The organism is Streptomyces sp. AM25, from assembly GCF_058146165.1.
This window is the reverse complement of the sequence record NZ_JBKIWN010000007.1, coordinates 107,377-126,803: the sequence shown is the minus strand read 5'-3', so window position 1 is coordinate 126,803 and position 19,427 is coordinate 107,377. Positions and strand designations below refer to the sequence as shown.

Below are 19,427 nucleotides of genomic sequence, written 5' to 3'. Positions count from 1 at the left end.
CACAACGGCCCCGAGCCCCACGGGTCTTCGATCACGAGGAGTGCTATGACGGCGACAACCCATGCCCGTACAGCGCCTGTTCCGCATCCCGCCGCGGACCGGGAGGAGACGCGCGGCCTGTGCGATGCGGTTCTGGGCTCCCTGCGCCGCAAGGACCAGCGGCACAAGGGCGCGCTGTACGTGCACGGGCTGCTGACCACCCGGGGCCGCAAGACCATGCGCAACCTCGCCGCCGGAACCGGGGAACGGGCCGCCGAGCAGAGCCTGCACCACTTCATCAGCTGTTCGACGTGGGACTGGACGCCCCTGCGGGCGGGCCTGGCGGCCCGGCTGGACGAGGCCCTCGGGGCGCGGGCCTGGGTGGTGCGCCCGATGGTGATCCCGAAGACCGGGCGGCACTCGGTCGGCGTCGAGCGGCGCTTCGTCCCGCAGCTGGGGCACGCGGTCAACAGCCAGTACGGGTACGGGCTGTGGCTGGCCTCCGACGCGGGGGCGGCGCCGGTGAACTGGCAGCTGTCGATCGGCGGCGACTGGCTGAAGGACACCGAGCTGCGGCGCCGCGCCGCGATCCCCGAGCCCGCCGATCCGCGGCAGCCCGGGGACCCCGCGGCGGGCGTGGCGGTGGAGGCGGCCTCGTGGGGGCTCGCCCCCCGGCCGGTGGTGATGGATGCCCGCGAGGAGGCCCTGACCCCGCTGGTGGAGAGCCTGTCCGCGGCCGGCCTGTCCTTCATGCTGCGCATCGGGGCGGACACGGCGCTGCTGGCCCCGGAGCTGTCCTGGGCGCGGACGCGCGCCGTGTCGGCCTCGGCCGGGCACCTCGCCGAGCTGAGCCGCCCGCAGCAGCGGCCGGTGGAGTGGCGGGACCCCGCCGATCCGGAGCTGCGCCGCACAAGTCTCGTGGCCCTGCTGCCCGTCCACCTGCCGGGCCTGCACCGGCCGGCCCCTGCCGCCCCGGCCCCCGCCCGCACGGCGGTCCGTCCCCGCCCGCACTCCGCGCCCGGGCCGCTCGTCCTGGTCGCGGTGTGGTCGCTCAACCGCCGGCGGATCTCCGAGGTGTGGCTCACCAACGTGCCCGGGGCCGGGCGCAGCACCCTGCTGGGGCTCGCCCGGCTGACGCTGCGGGCCGACGCCGACTACACGGACGTCAGCCTCGGCGTCGGCATCCAGGACTTCGAGGGACGCTCGTACCACGGCTGGCACCGGCACGTGACCCTGGTGTCGCTGGCCCACGCGCTGCGGCTGTTCGACGACGGCGCCCGCGCCACCGGCGGGGCGGTCACGTCCGCGCCCCGCTGCGCCGCCCGTCCGGATCGGACCGCAGGGAGGCACGGGTCCGTTCGAGCCGTAGCGCGAGCTGGAGTTCCAGCGCGCGTTCCGGCTCCTGCCACTCTCGGCCGAGCAGCTGGGTGATGCGTTCCATCCGCCGCGAGACCGTGTTGGGGTGGACGTAGAGGATCTCGGCGGCGCGGGTGGGGCTGCCGGCGCACTGGAAATACGCCTCCAGCGTCTCGACGAGGTTGCTGAAACGCTGGGCGTCGTATTCCAGTACGGGCCCCACCACGCGCTGGATGAAGCCGCCGATGTCGTGGTCCTCGGCCAGCAGCATGCCGAGGAAGCCCAGGTCCCGCGCGCAGGCGGAACGCCCGCTGCCGCCAAGGGTGGTGAGGGCCTCCAGGCAGCGCAGCGCCTCCTGGTGGGCGTGGTGGATCGCGCCGGTGCCGCGGGCCGGGCCCGCGGCACCGGCGGTGACGGAGACCTCGGCGGCGGTGCTCAAGTCCCGCCGGACCTGGGCGGCGAGGACCCCGGGGTCGTCGCCGGGCAGCAGCAGGACGACGCGGCCGGCACGGGCGGAGGCCAGGCCGCGGTGGCGGCGGGCGTAGGCGGCGGCCCACGCCGCGGCCCGGTCCTCGGCGGGCTCCTCGAGCCGGCCGACGACCACCACATGGGGCCGGCTCATGTCGACGGACAGCGGGACGGCACGGTCGCCCCCTTTCCCCGCATCACCCCGGGGGGCGAGCAGTTCGTCGAGGAGGTCCTCGTACGTCCCGCCCCGGCCGGGCAGTGCGCGGCGCGGTGCCAGGAGCACGGAGAGGGCGCGGGCGGCCAGTGGCAGGAAGGGCCGGGCGCTGCGCGTCCGGCCGTCGCCGTCGGCCGGGTCCGGATGGAAGAGCAGGCTGCCCAGCCGTTCGGAGCGGGACGTCAGGGGCACCACCCAGGTGCCGGTGGACAGCATCAGGGGGGAGCTGCGGGCATGCGCGTCCACGCACGCCGCCTCCAGGGACCCGTCGTCGTCCGGCAGCGGGGTACGGCCCCGGCAGGCGATCGTCCCGCCCGCCGGTCCCCGGAGGGCCAGGGTGCCGCCGAGTTCGGCGGAGGCGCGGTCCAGCAGTTCGTCCACGGAGGCGCCGTCCAGGGCGAATTGGACGAGGTCGCTGTGGACGTCGGTGGCCCGCAGGGCCTCGCCGAGGTCGGTGCGCATGCGGCTGCCGGTGTGCCGGAGCTCGTGGTTCGCGGCACGGACGTCCTCCAGCAGCCGGGCCGTGTTGATGGCGACGGCGGCGAGGTCGGCGAAGGAGACCAGGAGTACCACCTCGTCGGGGGTGAACTCGCGGACGTGCCGGTTGGCGACGAACAGCACGCCGATGAGCTTCCCGTCGACGCGCAGGGGGGCGCTGAGGATCGCGTGCAGGCCCTCGGCGCGCACGGCCTCGTCGAGGGCGTCGGTGTGCTTGATCCGCCGGTCCGTCAGGTAGTCGGGACTCCAGAACGGGGCGCGGAACTCCCCCGACGCGCCGCCCAGTCCGTTCTCCGCCGGTATCCGGAACCCGATGGTCGAGGCGCTGACGGAGCCCACGGCGACCCGGACGGGCATCTCGCCGGAGTCCTCGGCGCACGCGGCGTAGACCATGTCCGCCTTCAGCAGGAGCCGGGCCCGCCGGACCATCAGCCCCAGCGTCGCGTCCAGGCCGGTGGCCTGGGTGAGTTCGCGTGCGCTGTCGACCAGCGCGGTCAGCTCGGCCTCGCGCTGCCGCCGGCGGCCGACGAGCCCGTGCACGTCGAGGGCCAGCCGACGCGCCCGTTCGAAGCGGTCCAGCTCCTCCCGCCCGGCACCGGCGACCACGGCCTCTCTGACGAGTTCGTCGTACTCCTTGGGGGGCGCTTCACGCGCGAGGAGTTCGAGGCACGCTAAGACGACCTCTTCTTCCGCTTCGCACTGGCCGAACTGACTCAACGACGCCCCCCGTCGAAACGATCATTTCAACCAACGGAAGATAACTTCCTGTCCAGGAATGCGTCAAAGGTCTTGAACAACTGATCGATGTTCGTTACATCTTCCCCGGTATCGCGGCCATCAACCGTTCCCAGGACGCCGCCAGGGCCTCGGTCTGCTCCCCGCCCAGCCGGTGGGCCAGTTTCTCCAGGCGGACGCCGAACCCGTCCAGGAGCGCGGCCTGCGCCAGCGCCTCGATGTGCTCCCCGCTCAGGTTCTCCGGCCCCAGCCGCTCCTCCGCCAGAAAGGCTGCCAGCCCCTCGTGGTCCCACGCGAACGCCGTGCCCACGCCGACGATGTCCGCCAGCCCCGCGCGCCCCACGGCGGGCACGCCCGAGGGCAGGCTGTAGCAGGCCGACCAGACGAGCCGGGGCGGGCGGGCCCCGTCGGCGGCCAGCGATTTCCAGCGCGGATGGGCCAGCATCCGCTCGTACTTCCGGTAGCCGAACCGGGCGAGGGCCAGCGCCGCCGCGTGCCCCAGGGCGGCCGCCCCGGGCGGGGACGGCTCCCCGCCCCCGGCGCCCGGCAGGCCGGCCCGCACCCCTTCGCTGAGCAGGCCGAGCGGAAAGGTCACCGCGGCACCGATCGCCGACACGTCCCTGCCCTGCTCCCGCGCCCGTTCCAGGCCCGTCAGGAACGCCTCCAGCACCTCCTGGCAGACCCGCGAGGTGAGCACGAGCGAGGCGTCGACCCCGATGCCCTCGGCCAGGCAGTCGGCCACGGCACCGGCCCGGCCCGGCAACACGGGGAAGGACACCAGCAGGTTGGGCCGGTCCACGGCCCAGTGCAGCGCCCTGGCCTCGGCGAGCAGGGCCTCGGACCCCTCCGGGCGGCAGGGGACGAGGGGCAGTGAGCCGTACCCGTCGCGGCCCCGGGTGCGCTCGCCGGCCGTCATCAGCGCATCACAGATCAGCCGGCCGTCGTGGGCGAGCACCGCGCGCATCACGGTCTCCGGCCGGGCCCCGCGCAGGGACAGGTCCCGCAGTTGTGCGCCGTACGCGTCGGCGGGACCGGCACCGAGCGCGGCGGCCAGGGCGGCGGGGTGCCAGGAGGCTCCCGTGACGCCCTGGAACTCGGTCAGCCGGGCGAGCCGGCCGGATGCCACCGCCTCCCGGTCGCACCCCTCTAATCGCAGCGCGATGCCCTCACCGGCCAGCCGGTATCTGAAGTCCCCACCCACAGTGCGTCCTTGTCCCTCAAGCCCATTGCCTTCGCTGTCCGATGACCCCCGTCATCTCGTCGGCCCCCCGCCACCGGAAGGGAGATCCCGCTGCGGTCGCCACGGTCTCAGCCACCGGTCCGGTCCACACGGAACCGGTTGATGGCCTCCGAGTGCCGTGCACGCAGCTCGTGGTCGCGTACACCCATGCCCTCGTCGGGGGCGAGACACAGGACGCCGACCTTGCCGTGATGGAGGTTGTGGTGGACATCGTACGCAGCCTGGCCGGTATCCGCGAGACGATACGTCTTGGACAGGGTGGGGTGGATCTTCCCCTTGGCGATCAGGCGGTTGGCCTCCCATGCCTCGCGGTAGTTGGCGAAGTGGGAGCCGATGATGCGCTTCAGCGACATCCACAGGTAGCGGTTGTCGTACTCGTGGTTGTAGCCCGAGGTCGAGGCACAGGTGACGATCGTGCCGCCCTTGCGCGCGACATAGACAGAGGCGCCGAAGGTCTCGCGGCCGGGGTGCTCGAAGACGATGTCGACGTCCTCGCCGCCGGTGAGTTCGCGGATGCGCTTGCCGAACCGCTTCCACTCCCGCGGGTCCTGGGTGTGCTCGTCCTTCCAGAACCGGTAGTCCTCCGCGCTGCGGTCGATGATCGCCTCGGCGCCCATCCGGCGGCAGATCTCCGCCTTCTGTCCGCTGGAGACCACACAGATCGGATTGGCGCCGCCGGCAAGCGCCAACTGGGTTGCGTACGAGCCCAGTCCGCCGCTCGCGCCCCAGACCAGCACGTTGTCGCCCTGCTTCATCCCGGCGCCGTTGCGGGAGACCAGCTGCCGGTACGCGGTGGAGTTGACCAGGCCGGGAGCGGCGGCCTCCTCCCAGCTCAGATGCCGCGGCTTGGGCATCAGCTGGTTGGACTTCACCAGCGCGATCTCGGCCAGACCGCCGAAGTTGGTCTCGAAACCCCAGATGCGCTGCTCGGGGTCGAGCATCGTGTCGTTGTGCCCGTCGGCGGACTCCAGCTCGACGGACAGGCAGTGGGCCACCACCTCGTCGCCAGGCTTCCAGGCGTTGACGCCGGGGCCGGTACGCAGCACCACGCCCGCCAGGTCCGAGCCGAGGACGTGGTACGGCAGGTCGTGCCGCTTGCCGAGCGGCGAGCTCCTCCCGTAGCGCTCCAGGAAGCCGAAGGTCGGCAGCGGTTCGAAGATCGAGGACCATACGGTGTTGTAGTTGACCGAACTGGCCATGACGGCCACGAGCGCCTCGCCGGGCCCGAGTTCGGGCACCGGCACCTCCTCGACGTGGAGCGACTTGCGGGAGTCGCGCTCGCGCGACGGGATGCCGGCGAACATCTCCGTCTCGTCCTTGTGGATCGTGACCGCCCGGTACGACTCGGGCAGGGGCAGTGCGGCGAAGTCCTCGGTGGTGACCGTGGAGCCGTTCGCCGTGGTGATCGCGTCCAGTATTTCCTTCATCACAGTGTCTCCGGTCGGTGCGCGGGAGGGGTCAGGCGCCACAGCCGACGAACAGGCCGCGGCCGGAGGGGCCACCGGGCAGGAACTCGGCCCGGAGCCCCGCCCGGGCGAAGGCCTCTTCGTACGCGGCCCGGGTGAAGAGGGTGATCAGGTGGTCCTCGACGAGGTGCTCGACGGGCTGCCCGGGGGTGGCGAGGAGGTAGTGCACCTCGATGCGGGTGGCGTCGCCCTCCAGCACGGAATGCGAGACGCGCGAGACGGTGGTGCCCTCGGCCTCGACGATGCTGGCGCCGACATACCCGGGGGTGAAGGTCTCGGGGAACCACCAGGGTTCGACGACCACGACGCCGCCGGGCTCCAGGTGGGCGGCGAACCGGGCGAGGGCGGCATCGAGTTCCGCGGTGTCGCGCATGTGCCCGATGGAACTGAACATGCAGGTGACGGCGGAGAAGCGGCGGTCCAGGGCGAAGTCGCGCATGTCGCCCTGGTGGATGCGCAGGCCGGGGTTGCGGCGTTGGGCGATGGCCAGCATGCCGGAGGACAGCTCCACGCCCTCGGCGGTGTCGAAGGACTCGGCCAGGTGCCGCAGGTGCAGTCCGGTGCCGCAGGCCACGTCCAGCAACGTGCCTGCCCCGGGGGCGTGTTCGCGGACGAGGGCCGTGAGGTCGGCGGCCTCCTTCTCGTAGTCCTTGCCCTTGCCCTGGTGGACGAGGTCGTAGACCCGGGCGATGTCGCCCGAGTAGCCGGTGTCGGTGCTGATGCCGGTGCTGGTCATGTGAGGTCTCCTGAGGTCGTGCGGTGGCCCGTCCGGCGACGGTGTGCGGCGGTGAGGCGTTCGAGGACCGGCACGACGCCGGCCGGGGTCGGCGCGGCGAGCATCTCCTCGCGCAGCTTCCGCGCGCCCGCCGCCAGGGCGGGGTCGGTCAGGGCCCGTTCGACGGCGTCGCGCAGGGTCGCCGCGTCGAGCCGGTCGGGGGAAAGTTCGATGCCCGCGCCCGTCTCGGCCAGTTGCCGGGCCCTGAGGGGGGCGTCCCACAGGGCGCCGACGACGATCTGCGGGACACCGTGCAGCGTGGCGGTGAAGAGGGTGCCGCCGCCGCCGTGGTGGACGATGGCGGAGCAGGTGGGCAGCAGGGCGTCCATGGGGACGAAATCGGTGACCCGGATGTTGCCGGGAAGGGCATCGGGGTCCGGCAGTTGGCCGGCGTCGAGGGTGGCCACGATCTCCGCGTCCACGTCGCCCAGGGCGGTGAGCAGGTCCTGGAAGGGCACGACGTCCCCGCCGTAGGTCTCGCGGGCTGAGACGCCGAGGGTGAAGCAGACGCGGGGCCGGCGCGGCGGCTCGTGCAGCCAAGCAGGGATCACCGAGGGGCCGTTGTAGGGGACGTACCGCATGGGGACGACCTCGCCGGTGTCCGGAAGCCTGGTGGAGGCGGGGCCGGGGTCGACGGTCCACTGTCCCGTGACCAGCTCCTCCAGGGTCTCCTCGTCGGCCGTGCAGCCGTACCGTTCGAGTGTCCAGGCGAGCCACTCGGCCACCGGGTCCTCGCGCTGCTCGGGCGGCAGGGCGGCGTTGAGGGCGGTGAACTGCCGCCGGGCGTTGAGGATGACGTCGGGGCCCCACAGCATCCGGGCGTGCGCGGCACCGGTGACGTGCGCGGCGACCGGCCCCGCGTAGGTGAACGGCTCCCAGACGACCAGGTCGGGCTGCCAGGACCGGGCGAGGCCCACCAGCTCGTCGACGATGGAGTCGCCGTTGAGGGGGGCGAAGCACAGGGCGGCCATCGTCGTCTGCTGCCCCAGGGCGTGTTCGTGGCTCAGGGCCGCGTGGCGGGTGCCGAGGAAGTCCATCCCGCTCTGGTACGGGGCGAGGTCGCCGCCGATCTCGGCGATCAGTTCGGCGACGGCGTCGAGGTCGCCGACGGGCTCGGCGGTCAGGCCGGAGGCCTTGACGGCGTCGGCGAGCGCGGGCTGGCCCGCGACCCGCACCTCATGCCCCGCGGCCCGCAGCGCCCAGGCCAGCGGGACCAGGCTGTAGTAGTGCGTGTTGTGCGCGATGCAGGTCATCAGGACGCGCATGTCGGTCGGTTCCCCTCCGGGTGGACGCGCTGGGCGACGGGAAAGCGGGCGTGGCCGTGCAGCACGGGCGAGCGGCGGCGACGGACCGGGGCTCCGGCGGGCCGCAGGCCGGGGGCGTCCTCGGCCAGGACGCGCAGGGCCGCCCGGGCGACGGTGCGGATCAGCGGACCGGACAGCCCGAAGTACAGGTCGCCGGGGAGCGTGAACGGCGGCCGCCCGGTGCCGGCTCGGGCACGGTGCAGGTCGGGGGCGCAGGCCCCGGGGCCGGCGGCCGGATCCCGGTGGACGGCGGCGACCAGGACCGTCACGGCCGCGCCGGCCGGCAGCCGGGTGCCGGCGACCGTCACGTCCTCGACCGCCACGCGCCGTTCCAGACGCACGGGCGGGGCCCAGCGCAGCGTCTCGGCCACGGCGGCGCCCGCCAGGCCGGGTTCGTCGGTCAGGGCGGCCCACTGGGCGGGGTGGTCCCACAGGAGGCGCACGGCGTTGCAGACGAGGCCGGCGGTGATGTCGTAGGCGCTGACGGCCAGGGCGCGGGCGGCGAGCACCCGGTCCGGCGCGGGGTCGGGGAGGGCCTCGCCCAGCAGGGCGGTGAGACCGGCCTCGGCCGCCACCCCGGTGCGCGCGGTGTCCAGGAGCTGCGGGCACATCGGCTCGTCGAGGGCGTGCCGGGTGCCGTCCAGGGCGCTGCGGAATCCCTCCTGATGGTCCGTCAGTTCCAGGGCCCCGGCGAGCACCGTGGCGGTGAGGGGGCGGGCGTAGTCGTCCGCGAGGTCGAAGGTGTCGCCGGTACCGGCCAGCAGGGTGCGGGCGGTCTCCTCCGCGGCGCGGCCCAGGGCGTCCTCGTCCGTGCCGCCGGGCGGGGCGGTACGGCGCAGCCGTGTCCAGGCGGCACGGTCGAGGGTCAGGGCACCTCCGGTGAGGGGCAGGTCGCGGTGGCCGGGCCGGGTTCCGTCGGGGAGGAGGCCGCAGAACTCCGCACGGGTGGTCACCTCGTCGGCGACGGCGCGGTGGGCGGTGACCCAGGTGTCCGGGAGGGCGCTGCGGAAGAGCGGCCCGCGGGCGCGGATCTCCTCCTCCCAGGAGGCGGGGTCGGCGGCCAGGGCGCGCAGGACGAGCGCGTACGGGTCTCCCTGGCCGCCCGCGAACCACTGGGCGGCGCGGGTCAGTTGGAGGCGCCGGCCCGCCCGGCTGAGGTCGTCGGTCGGCGGTGCGGTGGTCACGCGTCTCCTCGTGCTGGTGCGGGGGCGGGGTACGGGCCCAGGGCGTCGAGCCAGGCGTCGACGGTGCGGGCGGTGGCCGCGGCGTGCTCCGTCATGATGGTGAAGTGGTCGCCCGCCAGGTCGGCGACGGTGTGCGCCCCGTCCCACCGGGAGCGCCAGTCCTCGTGCGGGTCGGGCCACGGGCCCATCGGCCGGGTGGCGCGGAGGTGGAGCACGGGGGTGGCAGTGGGCCGGGGCTTCCAGTCGAGGAGCATCCGGTGGTAGGCGCCCATGGCGGACAGCCGGTTCGTGTCGAGGAGGTGCCCGGTCCGGTCAGCCGCCCAGCGGAGCATGATGTCGCGCCATACGCCCATCGCGCCGGGCGCCGAGGGGGTGTAGATGTCGGCGAGGACGAGGCCGGCAGGTCCCTCGGCCCGGGCCTCCAGGTGGCGGGCCAGCGCATGGGCCACGTTGGCCCCGCCCGAGTGACCGATCAGGACGTAGGGCCTGCCCCGGGTGTGCCGGGCGACGGCATGGGCGTGGGCGTCGAGCAACGCCTCCAGGGAGGCGGGCAGTTCCTCGCCGGGCAGGAAGCCGGGCTGCGGCAGCACCGCGAGGTGGCGGCGCCCGGCCACGGCGGCGGCGAAGGCGGCGAACTCGTGGGGCCCTGCGGCGGCGGACGTGCCCGTGCAGCCGATGAGCAGGAGGCCGTCGTCGTCCTCGCCCGCAGTGGACAGCACGGCGGGGACGATGCGGCCGTCGTCGGCGGTGGGAGCGGCGAACGCCGGGCGGAGGGCGGCGACCGCACCGAAGGCGTCGACGGCCTCGGCGACCCGGCCGTCGTCGATCGCCCGCCGGTAGAGGGCGACCAGGGGGTCGTCCTCGGCGGCGGTCCGGCCGGGTCCGTCGGGTGCCGTCGCCGCGAGACCGGCGAGGTGGCCGGCCAACGCGGCCGGGGTGTTGTGGTCGAAGACGGCGTTCGCGGCGATCTCCAGACCGGTCACGGCGGTCAGCCGGCGGCGGAGCCGGACCGTGGCCAGCGAGTCGAAGCCGAGGGCGGTGAACAGCGCGTCGTCGGGCACCTCTTGGGCGTCGGCGTACCCGAGGACGTCGGCGGTGGCCTCCCGCACGAGACCGGCGAGCGCCGCGGCGCGTTCGGCGGGCGCCATCGCGTGCAGCCGGCCGGCAGCGGTGCTGTCGTCGGTGCCGGGCGTGGACGCCTCCGGCGCGCCGGGGTGCGGGGCCCGGGCCGCGGGGAGGTCCGCGAGCAGCGGACTGGGGCGCCGGGACGTGAACCCCTCGGTGAACAGGGGCCAGTCGGTGTCCGTGAGGGTCACGCACGTCCCGCCGGCGCCGACGGCGCGGAAAAGGGCGTCCAGCGCCTCGTCGGGGTCCATGGCACGGACGCCGCGGCGGCGCAGGTACTCCTCGCCCGCTCCCTCGCCCATGCCTCCGCCGCCCCACACGCCCCAGGCGGCGGAGGTGGCGGGCAGCCCGCGGGCCCGGCGCCGCTCGGCGATGGCGTCGAGGCCGGCGTTGGCGGCGGCGTAGGCGCACTGTCCCGCGCTGCCCCACACCCCGGCTCCGGAGGCGTACAGCACGAAGGCGTCCAGCTCATGACGGTCCGTCAGTTCGTCGAGGTGGCGGGCACCGGCGACCTTCCCCGCGCAGACGTCGGCCACGAGGCCGGGCGGGGTGTCGGTCAGCGGGACGACCTGGGGGACGCCCGCGGTGTGGAAGACGGCGGTGAGCGGCAGGTCCGCCGGGACGTCCGCGAGGACGCCGGCGAGCCGCTCCCGGTCGGCCACGTCGCACGCGGCGACGGTCACCCGGGCGCCGAGGCCGCGGAGTTCGGCCTCCAGGGCGGCGGCGCCGGGGGCCTTCGGGCCCGAGCGGCTGACGAGCAGCAGGTGTTCGGCGCCTTCGCGGGCCAGTCGCCGGGCCAGGTGGCCGCCGAGGGCGCCGGTGCCGCCGGTCACCAGGACCGTGCCCCGGGGCCGGTACATGCCCGGGCGGGCCGCGGCGGCGGGTGTGAGCCTGCGGCCGAGCAGGCCGTCGGCGCGTATCGCGATCTGGTCCTCGGTGCCGGTCAGCGCGGCGGTCAGCAGCCGCCAGGCGTGCTCGTCGGGCTCGGGCGGCAGGTCGGCCAGTCCGCCCCATCGCGCGGGGAGTTCGAGGGCGGCGACGCGCCCCAGGCCCCACAGCTGGGCGTCCGCGGTCGAAGGGCTCTCGGCGGCGGACACCGCGACCGCGCCGCGGGTCGCGCACCACACGCGAGCGGGCATGGACTCGTCCTCCATGGCCTGCACTAGGGAGAGGGTGGCCACGACGCCGACCGGCGCCGGACCGTGTTCCGGATGCTCCCGATCATCGGCGCTCAGCAAGAAGAGGACACCCTCGAAGGGTGCGGCTATGTCACCTTGCCCGTCCGTGCCGTTGGCCTCGCGCAGCAGGGCGGCGAACGCCGCGCGGTCGGTGCCGGCGGCGTCGACGCGCAGGCGGTGCACCGTGGCACCGGCGGCGGCCAGGGCCCGCTCGGCGGCGCCGGCCCACGCGTCCGCGCCGGGGTGCGCGGGCTCCACCACCAGCCAGCGCCCCGTCAGCCGTGCGGCCCGGGGCCCGTCCAGGGGGCACCAGGTGATCTCGTAGGGCCGCACCCCGCGGTCCGCACCGGGGCGCGGGGCCGGTGCCAGCCAGTAACGCCGGTGCTGCCAGGGGTAGACGGGCAGCGGGAGGCGGCGGGCGTCGGCGCCGTCTCCGGCGAACAGCCGGGCCCGGTCCAGGGCGGCGCCCCGGGTGTGGGCCGCGGCCACCGCCGCGAGCAGGGTGTCCGGTTCGGGCCGGCCGCGGCGCAGCGCGGGGAGGAGCGCCACCTCACCGGCCTCGTCCTCGGTGAGGCACTCCTCGGCCAGACCGCACAGCACCGCGTCGGGCCCGAGCTCCAGGAAGGTGGTGACGCCCAGGTCGCGTGCGGCCCGCAGCCCGTCGGCGAAGCGGACGGGACGGCGGACGTGCTCGACCCAGTAGGCGGGGTCGGCCAGTTCGGCGGCCGAGGCGCGACGGCCCGTGACGTTGGAGATGACCGGTATGGACGGGGCGTGGGGGGTGAGGCCGTCCGTGACACGCCGGAACGCGTCGAGCATGGGGTCCATCAGCGGCGAGTGGAAGGCGTGGCTGACGCGGAGCCGCTTGACGGTGTGACCGCGGCCGGCGAGCAGCGCGGTGACCTCCTCGACGGCCTGGACGGCGCCGGAGACGACGACGCTCCGCGGGCCGTTGACCGCGGCGACGGCGACCGCGTCCTCGTACCCGTCGAGCAGGGCCCGGACCTCCTCCTCGGCGGCACGGACCGACACCATGGCGCCATCGTCGGGCAGTGCCTGCATCAACCGGCCGCGGGCGGCGACCAGTTCGCTGGCGTCCCGCAGGTCGAGGACGCCCGCAGCATGGGCGGCGGCGAGCTCCCCGACGGAGTGGCCGAGGACGGCGTCGGGGCGCATTCCCCAGTGCTCCAGCAGTCGGAAGAGCGCGATTTCGACGGCGAACAGCGCGCACTGCGCGTACTGCGTGCGGTCGAGCAGCCCGGCGTCCGGCGTGCCGGGCCTCGCGGCGAGGACGGCCGCCAGCGGGCGGTCCAGGTGCGGGTCCAGGCGGGCGCACACCGCATCCAGAGCGGCGGCGAACACCGGGTGGGCCGACCGGAGTTCACCCGCCATGCCCACGCGCTGGCTGCCCTGGCCGGTGAAGAGGTACGCCGTCCGTCCCTCACGACGCGCGCCGCCGCTGACCACCGACGGCGCCCGCCGCCCCGCGGCGAGCGCCTCCAGGCCCCGGCACAGCTCCGCGGAGGAGGAGCCCAGCACCACGGCCCGGTGCTCGAAGGCGGTACGGGTCGTGGCGAGCGAGAAGCCCACGTCGTACGGGCCGGGGACGGTGCCGTCGGCGGTGAGGCGGGCGTGCAGCCGGGCCGCCTGTTCGCGGAGCGCGGCCTCGGTGCGGCCGGAGACGAACCAGGGGACGGGGAAAGGCAGTTCCGCACCGCCCGCGGCGGACTCCGCGGCGGGGGACGGCGGCGCCTCCTCAAGGATGACGTGCGCATTCGTGCCGCCCACCCCGAAGGCCGACACGCCCGCCCGCCGGGGGCGGTCGCCCGCCGGCCACGGCACCGGCCCGGTCAGCAGCCGGACGGTGCCGGCGGACCAGTCCACGTGCGGCGTGGGCTCACCGGCGTGCAGCGTCCTGGGCAGGAGGCCGTGCCGCATGGCCTGCACCGTCTTGATGACCCCGCCGATGCCGGCCGCCGCCTGGCTGTGGCCGATGTTGGACTTCAGCGAGCCCAGCCACAGCGGCCGGTCCGCAGAACGGCCCGTCCCGTAGGCCGCGATGAGGGCCTGGGCCTCGATGGGATCGCCGAGCCGGGTGCCGGTGCCGTGGGCCTCCACCGCGTCGACGTCGTGCGCCCCGAGGCGGGCGTCGGCCAGCGCCTGGCGGATGACGCGCTCCTGGGACGGACCGTTGGGCGCCGTCAGGCCGTTGCTCGCCCCGTCCTGGTTGACGGCGGTGCCCCGGATCAGCGCCAGGACCCGGCGGCCGTCCCGCCGCGCGTCCGACAGCCGCTGCAGGACCAGCATGCCGACGCCCTCCGACCACCCCGTCCCGTCGGCCTCCGCGGAGAACGCCTTGCAACGGCCGTCGGCGGCCAGGCCCTTCTGCCGGGAGAACTCCACGAACGCCGCCGGATCGGGCATCACCGCCACACCGCCGGCCAGCGCCAGCCCGCACTCGCCGCGCCGCAGCGCGGCCACCGCCAGGTGCAGCGCCACCAGCGACGACGAGCAGGCCGTCTCCACCGTCATCGACGGCCCCTCCAGGCCGAGGGCGTAGGAGATGCGGCCGGACAGCACCGCGTCGGCGCTGCCGGTGAGCAGATACCCCTCCGAACCCTCCGGGACGTGGGCCGGGTCCGGCGGGTACTGGGCGTGCGCCGCGCCGACGTACACGCCGGCGGCGGACCCGCGCAGCGCGGCCGGGTCCGCCTCGGCGCGTTCCAGCGCCTCCCATGAAGCCTCCAGCAGGAGCCGCTGCTGCGGATCCATGACGAGGGCCTCGCGGGGCGAGATGCCGAAGAACGCGGCGTCGAAGTCGCCCGCCCCGTCCAGGAACCCGCCCTCCCGGCAGTAGGTGGTGCCCTCGGCGGCGGGGTCCGGGTCGTAGATCCCCTCGACGTCCCAACCGCGGTCCGCCGGGAACGGCGTGATCGCGTCCGTACCGGAGGCGACGAGGTCCCACAGGGCCTCGGGCGAGTCGACACCGCCGGGGTACCGGCAGGCCATGCCGACCACGGCGACCGGCTCGTGCGCCGCGGACTCCAGTTCCTGGGTGCGACGGCGCAGCCGCTCCGTCTCCTTCACGGAGGTCCGGAGCGCCTCCAGCAGTTTCTCCGAGGACATGGCCATCGGTCGGGGTTCCTCTCTCCGTGCGCGTGCGAAGTGATGAGACGGCGAGTGCCGGTTCAGACGGCCGTGTCGCGAAGCGCCAGCTCGATCAGCGCCTCGTCGTCCAGTGCGTCGATGGCGTCGAGCGGCTCCACCGCGCCGCCCCCGCCGACGGGTTCGGGCGTTCCGCCGGCCAGCACCAGCAGTGCGTCCAGCAGCCCGGCCTCCGCGAGCCGCGCCAGCGGCAGGGTCGCCAGAGCGGCCCGCACCCGTGTCTCCTCGTCGTCCGCGGTGCCCCGGCCCGCGGGCAGCACGCGCTCCAGGAGATGGGCCGCCGCGGCGACGGCGGTGGGGTGGTCGAACACGAGCGTCGGGGGCACCTTCACCCCCAGGGCGCGGCTCAGCCGGCCCGCCAGCTCCACTGCGGTCAGCGAACTGAACCCGAGATCCTTGAACGCCTCCCGGGCGTCGACGTCCTCCGGCCCCGCGTACCCCAGCACGGCCGCCACGTGCCGCAGCACCAGGCCGAGCACGATCTCCTCGCGCTCGGCCGGGGACACGGCCGCCAGCCGCGCCGCCGGTCCCCCGTCCTCCGCCGCGTCCTGCGCATCCGGTGCGTCCAGCACCTCGCGCAGGCCGGGCAGGTCCCGCAGCAGCGGACTCGGCCGGAAGGCGGTGAACCCCTTGGCGAACAGCGCCCAGTCCATGTCCGCCACCGCGACGCACACGTCGTCCCGGTCCAGGGCCCGGGTCAGGGCCTCCACGGCGAGTTCCGGGCGCATGGGCCGCAGACCGCGGCTGCTGAGGAACTCCTCGCCGGCCCCCTCGCCCATGCCACCGCCGGCCCAGAGTCCCCACGCCACCGAGGTGGCGGGCAGACCATCGGCGCGCCGCCGCTCGGCCAGCGCGTCCAGCGCGGCGTTGGCCGCGCCGTAGGCGCTCTGCCCACCGCTCCCCCACACCCCGGCGCCCGAGGAGTAGAGGACGAACGCGTCCAGCGCCAGGCCCCGTTCGCGGGTCAGCTCGTCGAGGTGGGTCGCGCCCGCGACCTTACCGGCGTAGACGTCGGCGAAGGACCGCGGGTCGGTGTCGAGGAACGGAAGCGAGTGCGCGACACCCGCGGCATGGAACACGGCCGTGGGCGGGTGCTCGTCGAGCAGCCGCGCGAGGGCGGCACGGTCGGAGACGTCACAGGCGGCGATGGTCACCTCGGCGCCGAATTCCCGGAGTTCGGCCTCCAGGGCCGCGGCACCGGGCGCATCCGCACCCCGGCGGCCGGTGAGCACCAGACGGGCGGCGCCGTCGGCGGCGAGCCGCCGCGCAACGTGACTGCCGAGTGCACCGGTGCCACCGGTGACGAGCACCGTGCCGCGCGGCACATACGTCCCGCGCCCGGGCGTTCCTCCGGCCTGTACGAGCCTGCGGCCGTAGACGCCGGAGTCCCGCACCGCCACCTGGTCCTCGCCGTCCGCCCCGGCCAGCACGGACACCAGCCGGCGCAGCGCCCGCTCGTCGGGAGCCGCCGGCAGGTCGATCATCCCGCCCCACAGCGCGGGCAGTTCCAGGGCGATGCCCCGCCCGAGACCCCACACCTGGGCCCCGGCGGAACGGGGACGCTCGTCGCGTGCGACGGCGACGGCCTCCTGCGTGACGCTCCACAGCCGCCCCGAGAGACCGGCATCGGCCGCGGCCTGGGCCAGGCGCCCGGTGGCGACGGCGCCCAACGCGACCTCGGGGTGCGCGGGGTGGGCACGCCCGTCGGCCCCGAGCAGGGACAGGACGCCCGCCCAGTCGCCTCCGAGCCGGGAGGCCCATGCGTCGCGCCTAGCGGTGAACGGGTCGAGGACGATCCGCTCGACGGACGCGCCATGGCGAGCGAGCGCCGCCTCGATCCCGTCCGTGAGTGCGTCACCGTCCTCGGGTGTGATGAGCAGCCAACGGCCCTGCAGGGCAGGCGATTCTGCCGGGGTCAGGCCCTTCCACGTGACGCGGTAGCGCCAAGTGTCCACGCCGGACGGCGCGGTGGCGACGGCACGATCGGCCGAAGGTTCCAACCAGTAGTGCTTGCGTTGGAAGGCGTAGGTGGGGAGGTCGATCCGGCGGGCGCCGGAACCGTCGTAGAGGGCGGTCCAGTCGATGTCCACGCCGTGGACGAAGGCCTCGGCGGCGGAGGCCAGGAAGCGGTCGAGCCCGCCTTCGTCGCGGCGGAGCGAGCCGGTGGTGATGACCTCGGCGCCGGAGGCATCATCGGCGGTCTCCTGGATGCCCATCACCAGGACGGGGTGGGCGGAGGACTCGATGAACGTACCGAAACCCTTGCCGAGCAGCGTGCGGACCGTTTCCTCGAAACGGACCGGGAGGCGCAGGTTGCGGTACCAGTAGGACGCGTCCAACGTTGTGGTGTCGAGAACATCGCCGGTGACGGTGGAGTAGAAGGGCACGTGGCTAGGCTGCGGGCGTATTGCTGCCAGAACACCTAGGAGTTCAGCTTCGATGCGCTCGACGTGGGCGGAGTGTGAGGCGTAGTCCACGGGGACCTGACGGGCGCGGATGCCTTCGGCCTCGCATGCGGCCACGAAGCCCACTACTGCATCTGCGTCGCCGGACACGACCGTGGACTGCGGTCCGTTCACCGCAGCAATACCCAGACCGGGCCACGCCGGCAGACGCTCCTCAACGTCCCCCAGCGGGAGGGAGATCGAGGCCATGCCGCCCAGGCCGGCCAGCTCGCGGCCGATCACCTGGGCACGCAGCGCCACCACCCGCGCACCATCCTCCAACGACAGCGCACCACACACCACCGCAGCAGCAATCTCACCCTGCGAATGACCCACCACCGCATCCGGCACCACGCCCAGCGACTCCCACACCGCCGCCAGCGACACCATCACCGCCCACGTCACCGGCTGCACCACATCAACGCGGTCAAGAGCGCCGCCCCCGCGAACAACCTCCACCACATCGAAATCAACCAACGGCGCCAGCGCATCCGCACACTCACGCAACCGCCGCGCGAAGACGGGCGAGGACTCCAGCAACCCCGCACCCATCCCCACCCACTGCGTCCCCTGACCCGGAAACACCAGCACCCGACGACCCGCCGCAGGCGAAACACGACCACCGACCACACCAGCAGCCACGTCCTCACCCAACCGGGACAACAACTCACCCCGGTCACCGGCCAACACCACCGACCGGTACTCGAACACCGACCGCCCCACCGCCAGCGACAGTCCGACGTCGGCAAGCTCAAGACCGGGGTCACCCTGCACACGAGCCGCCAGACGAGCCGTCTGCTCCCGCAGAGCCGACTCCGAACGCCCCGACAGCACCACCGGAACCACCGGCAGCCCACGCCCCGACCCACCCTCAGCCTCAGCCTCAGCCTCAGCAGCAACCTCAGGCGCCTGCTCCACAATCACATGCGCATTCGTCCCGCTCACACCGAACGAGGAGACTCCCGCACGACGCAGGCGGCCCGTCTCCGGCCACTCCCGCTGCTCCGTCAGCAGCGACACCTCGCCCGACGACCAGTCGATCTCCTGCGACGGTTCGTCCGCGTGCAGCGTCCGCGGCAGCACACCGTGCCGCAGCGCCATCACCATCTTGATGACGCCGCCCACACCCGCAGCAGCCTGGGCATGCCCGATGTTCGACTTCAACGACGCCAGCCACAACGGCCGTTCAGCAGAACGCCCCTGACCGTATGCCGCCAGGAGTGCCTGCACCTCGATCGGGTCGCCGAGGCGGGTACCGGTGCCGTGGGCCTCGACCGCGTCGACCTCGGCCGGGGTCAGCCGGGCGTCGGCGAGGGCCTGGCGGATGACGCGCTGCTGTGCCGAACTGCTGGGGGCGGTGAGGCCGTTGCTGGCGCCGTCCTGGTTCACCGCCGAACCACGCACCACCGCCAGCACCCGATGCCCCTTGCGCACCGCGTCCGACAGCCGCTCCACCACCAGCATGCCCGCGCCCTCGGCCGGGCCGAAGCCGTCGGCCGTGTCCGCGAAGGCTTTGCAGCGGCCGTCGGCGGCCACGCCCCGCTGGCGGGAGAACTGGACGAACACCGCGGGGGTGGCCATGACGGTGGCCCCGCCCGCGACGGCCAGGTCGCACTCGCCGCGGCGCAGCGACTGCGCCGCCAGGTGCAGTGCCACCAGCGACGACGAGCACGCCGTGTCCACGGTGAGGGCCGGGCCCTCCAGGCCCAGGGTGTAGGCGATGCGGCCGGAGGTGAAGCTGACGACTCCCCCTGTGAGGAGGTCGCCCTCCATCTGGGCGGTCGGCTCGGTCACTTGGCCGGTGTAGCCGCCGTCCCAGGCTCCGACGAAGACGCCGGTGCGGGTGCCACGCAGGGTGGACGGCGGGATGCCGGCGCGTTCCATCGCCTCCCAGGTGGTCTCCAGCAGCAGCCGCTGCTGCGGGTCCATCGCCACCGCCTCGCGCGGCGAGATGCCGAAGAAGGCGGGGTCGAAGGCGCCCGCGTCGTGCAGGAATCCGCCTTCGCGGCAGTAGGTGCGCCCGGCGGCGTCCGGGTCGGGGTCGTAGAGGCCCTCGACGTCCCAGCCGCGGTCGGCGGGCAGGGGCGAGACGGCGTCGGTGCCGGAGGAGACGAGCTCCCACAGCGCTTCGGGGGTTCCGGCGCCGCCGGGGAAGCGGCAGGCCATGCCGACGATCGCGATGGGCTCGTGGGCCCGTTCCTCCATCTCCTTCAACCGCTCACTGGTGCGGTGCAGTTCGGTCGTGGTCCGCTTCAGGTACGCGCGGAGCTTGTCTTCGTTCGCCATGGTGGTCACC

7 protein-coding genes and 2 pseudogenes are annotated in these 19,427 nt (G+C 74.4%); 1 reads left to right on the top strand and 8 read right to left on the bottom strand.

The features are described 5' to 3' along the window. Nucleotides 1-45 precede the first annotated feature (45 nt). Entirely contained in the window at nucleotides 46-1,410 is a 1,365-nt protein-coding gene (locus ACLHRZ_RS10915; RefSeq protein ID WP_490418127.1) for an IS701 family transposase, read from the top strand. Here ACLHRZ_RS10915 and ACLHRZ_RS10910 read toward each other — a convergent pair. From ACLHRZ_RS10910 to ACLHRZ_RS10875, 8 genes and pseudogenes are all read right to left on the bottom strand, one after another. Further along, a pseudogene (locus ACLHRZ_RS10910) lies at nucleotides 1,400-3,055 on the bottom strand (helix-turn-helix domain-containing protein); the annotation flags it as partial. The gene ACLHRZ_RS10915 and the pseudogene ACLHRZ_RS10910 sit on opposite strands and share 11 nt — an antisense overlap. Before the next feature lie 271 nt (nucleotides 3,056-3,326). Further along, entirely contained in the window at nucleotides 3,327-4,451 is a 1,125-nt protein-coding gene (locus ACLHRZ_RS10905; RefSeq protein ID WP_490418126.1) for a transaldolase family protein, read from the bottom strand. A 107-nt stretch (nucleotides 4,452-4,558) separates the two neighbouring features. Further along, on the bottom strand, nucleotides 4,559-5,917 hold the full coding sequence (gene ccrA / locus ACLHRZ_RS10900) for a crotonyl-CoA carboxylase/reductase (RefSeq protein ID WP_490418125.1): 1,359 nt from the start codon (nucleotides 5,915-5,917) through the stop codon (nucleotides 4,559-4,561). A gap of 31 nt (nucleotides 5,918-5,948) precedes the next feature. After that, on the bottom strand, nucleotides 5,949-6,692 hold the full coding sequence (locus ACLHRZ_RS10895; protein WP_490418124.1) for a class I SAM-dependent methyltransferase: 744 nt from the start codon (nucleotides 6,690-6,692) through the stop codon (nucleotides 5,949-5,951). After that, the gene (locus ACLHRZ_RS10890; protein ID WP_490418123.1) at nucleotides 6,689-7,996 is read right to left on the bottom strand and encodes an activator-dependent family glycosyltransferase; all 1,308 of its coding nucleotides are present in this window, start codon (nucleotides 7,994-7,996) and stop codon (nucleotides 6,689-6,691) included. The genes ACLHRZ_RS10895 and ACLHRZ_RS10890 overlap by 4 nt, the downstream gene beginning before the upstream one ends. Next, nucleotides 7,984-9,219: a cytochrome P450 family protein gene (locus ACLHRZ_RS10885; protein WP_490418122.1), complete on the bottom strand. Its 1,236-nt coding sequence runs from the start codon at nucleotides 9,217-9,219 to the stop codon at nucleotides 7,984-7,986. Before ACLHRZ_RS10885 ends, ACLHRZ_RS10890 begins: the two co-directional genes overlap by 13 nt. Next, nucleotides 9,216-14,630, bottom strand: a pseudogene (locus ACLHRZ_RS10880) (SDR family NAD(P)-dependent oxidoreductase); the annotation flags it as partial. The gene ACLHRZ_RS10885 and the pseudogene ACLHRZ_RS10880, both read right to left, overlap by 4 nt. A gap of 80 nt (nucleotides 14,631-14,710) precedes the next feature. Continuing rightward, nucleotides 14,711-19,417, bottom strand: a complete 4,707-nt coding sequence (locus ACLHRZ_RS10875; RefSeq protein WP_490418121.1) for a type I polyketide synthase — start codon at nucleotides 19,415-19,417, stop codon at nucleotides 14,711-14,713. Nucleotides 19,418-19,427 lie beyond the last annotated feature (10 nt).

Excerpts from the sequence above, each read along its gene's own strand:
- ACLHRZ_RS10915 (WP_490418127.1), top strand. The coding sequence starts at position 46 with ATGACGGCGACAACCCATGCCCGTACAGCGCCTGTTCCGCATCCCGCC.
- ccrA (WP_490418125.1), bottom strand. The coding sequence starts at position 5,917 with ATGAAGGAAATACTGGACGCGATCACCACGGCGAACGGCTCCACGGTC.
- ACLHRZ_RS10890 (WP_490418123.1), bottom strand. The coding sequence starts at position 7,996 with ATGCGCGTCCTGATGACCTGCATCGCGCACAACACGCACTACTACAGC.
- ACLHRZ_RS10875 (WP_490418121.1), bottom strand. The coding sequence starts at position 19,417 with ATGGCGAACGAAGACAAGCTCCGCGCGTACCTGAAGCGGACCACGACC.
- ACLHRZ_RS10895 (WP_490418124.1), bottom strand. The coding sequence starts at position 6,692 with ATGACCAGCACCGGCATCAGCACCGACACCGGCTACTCGGGCGACATC.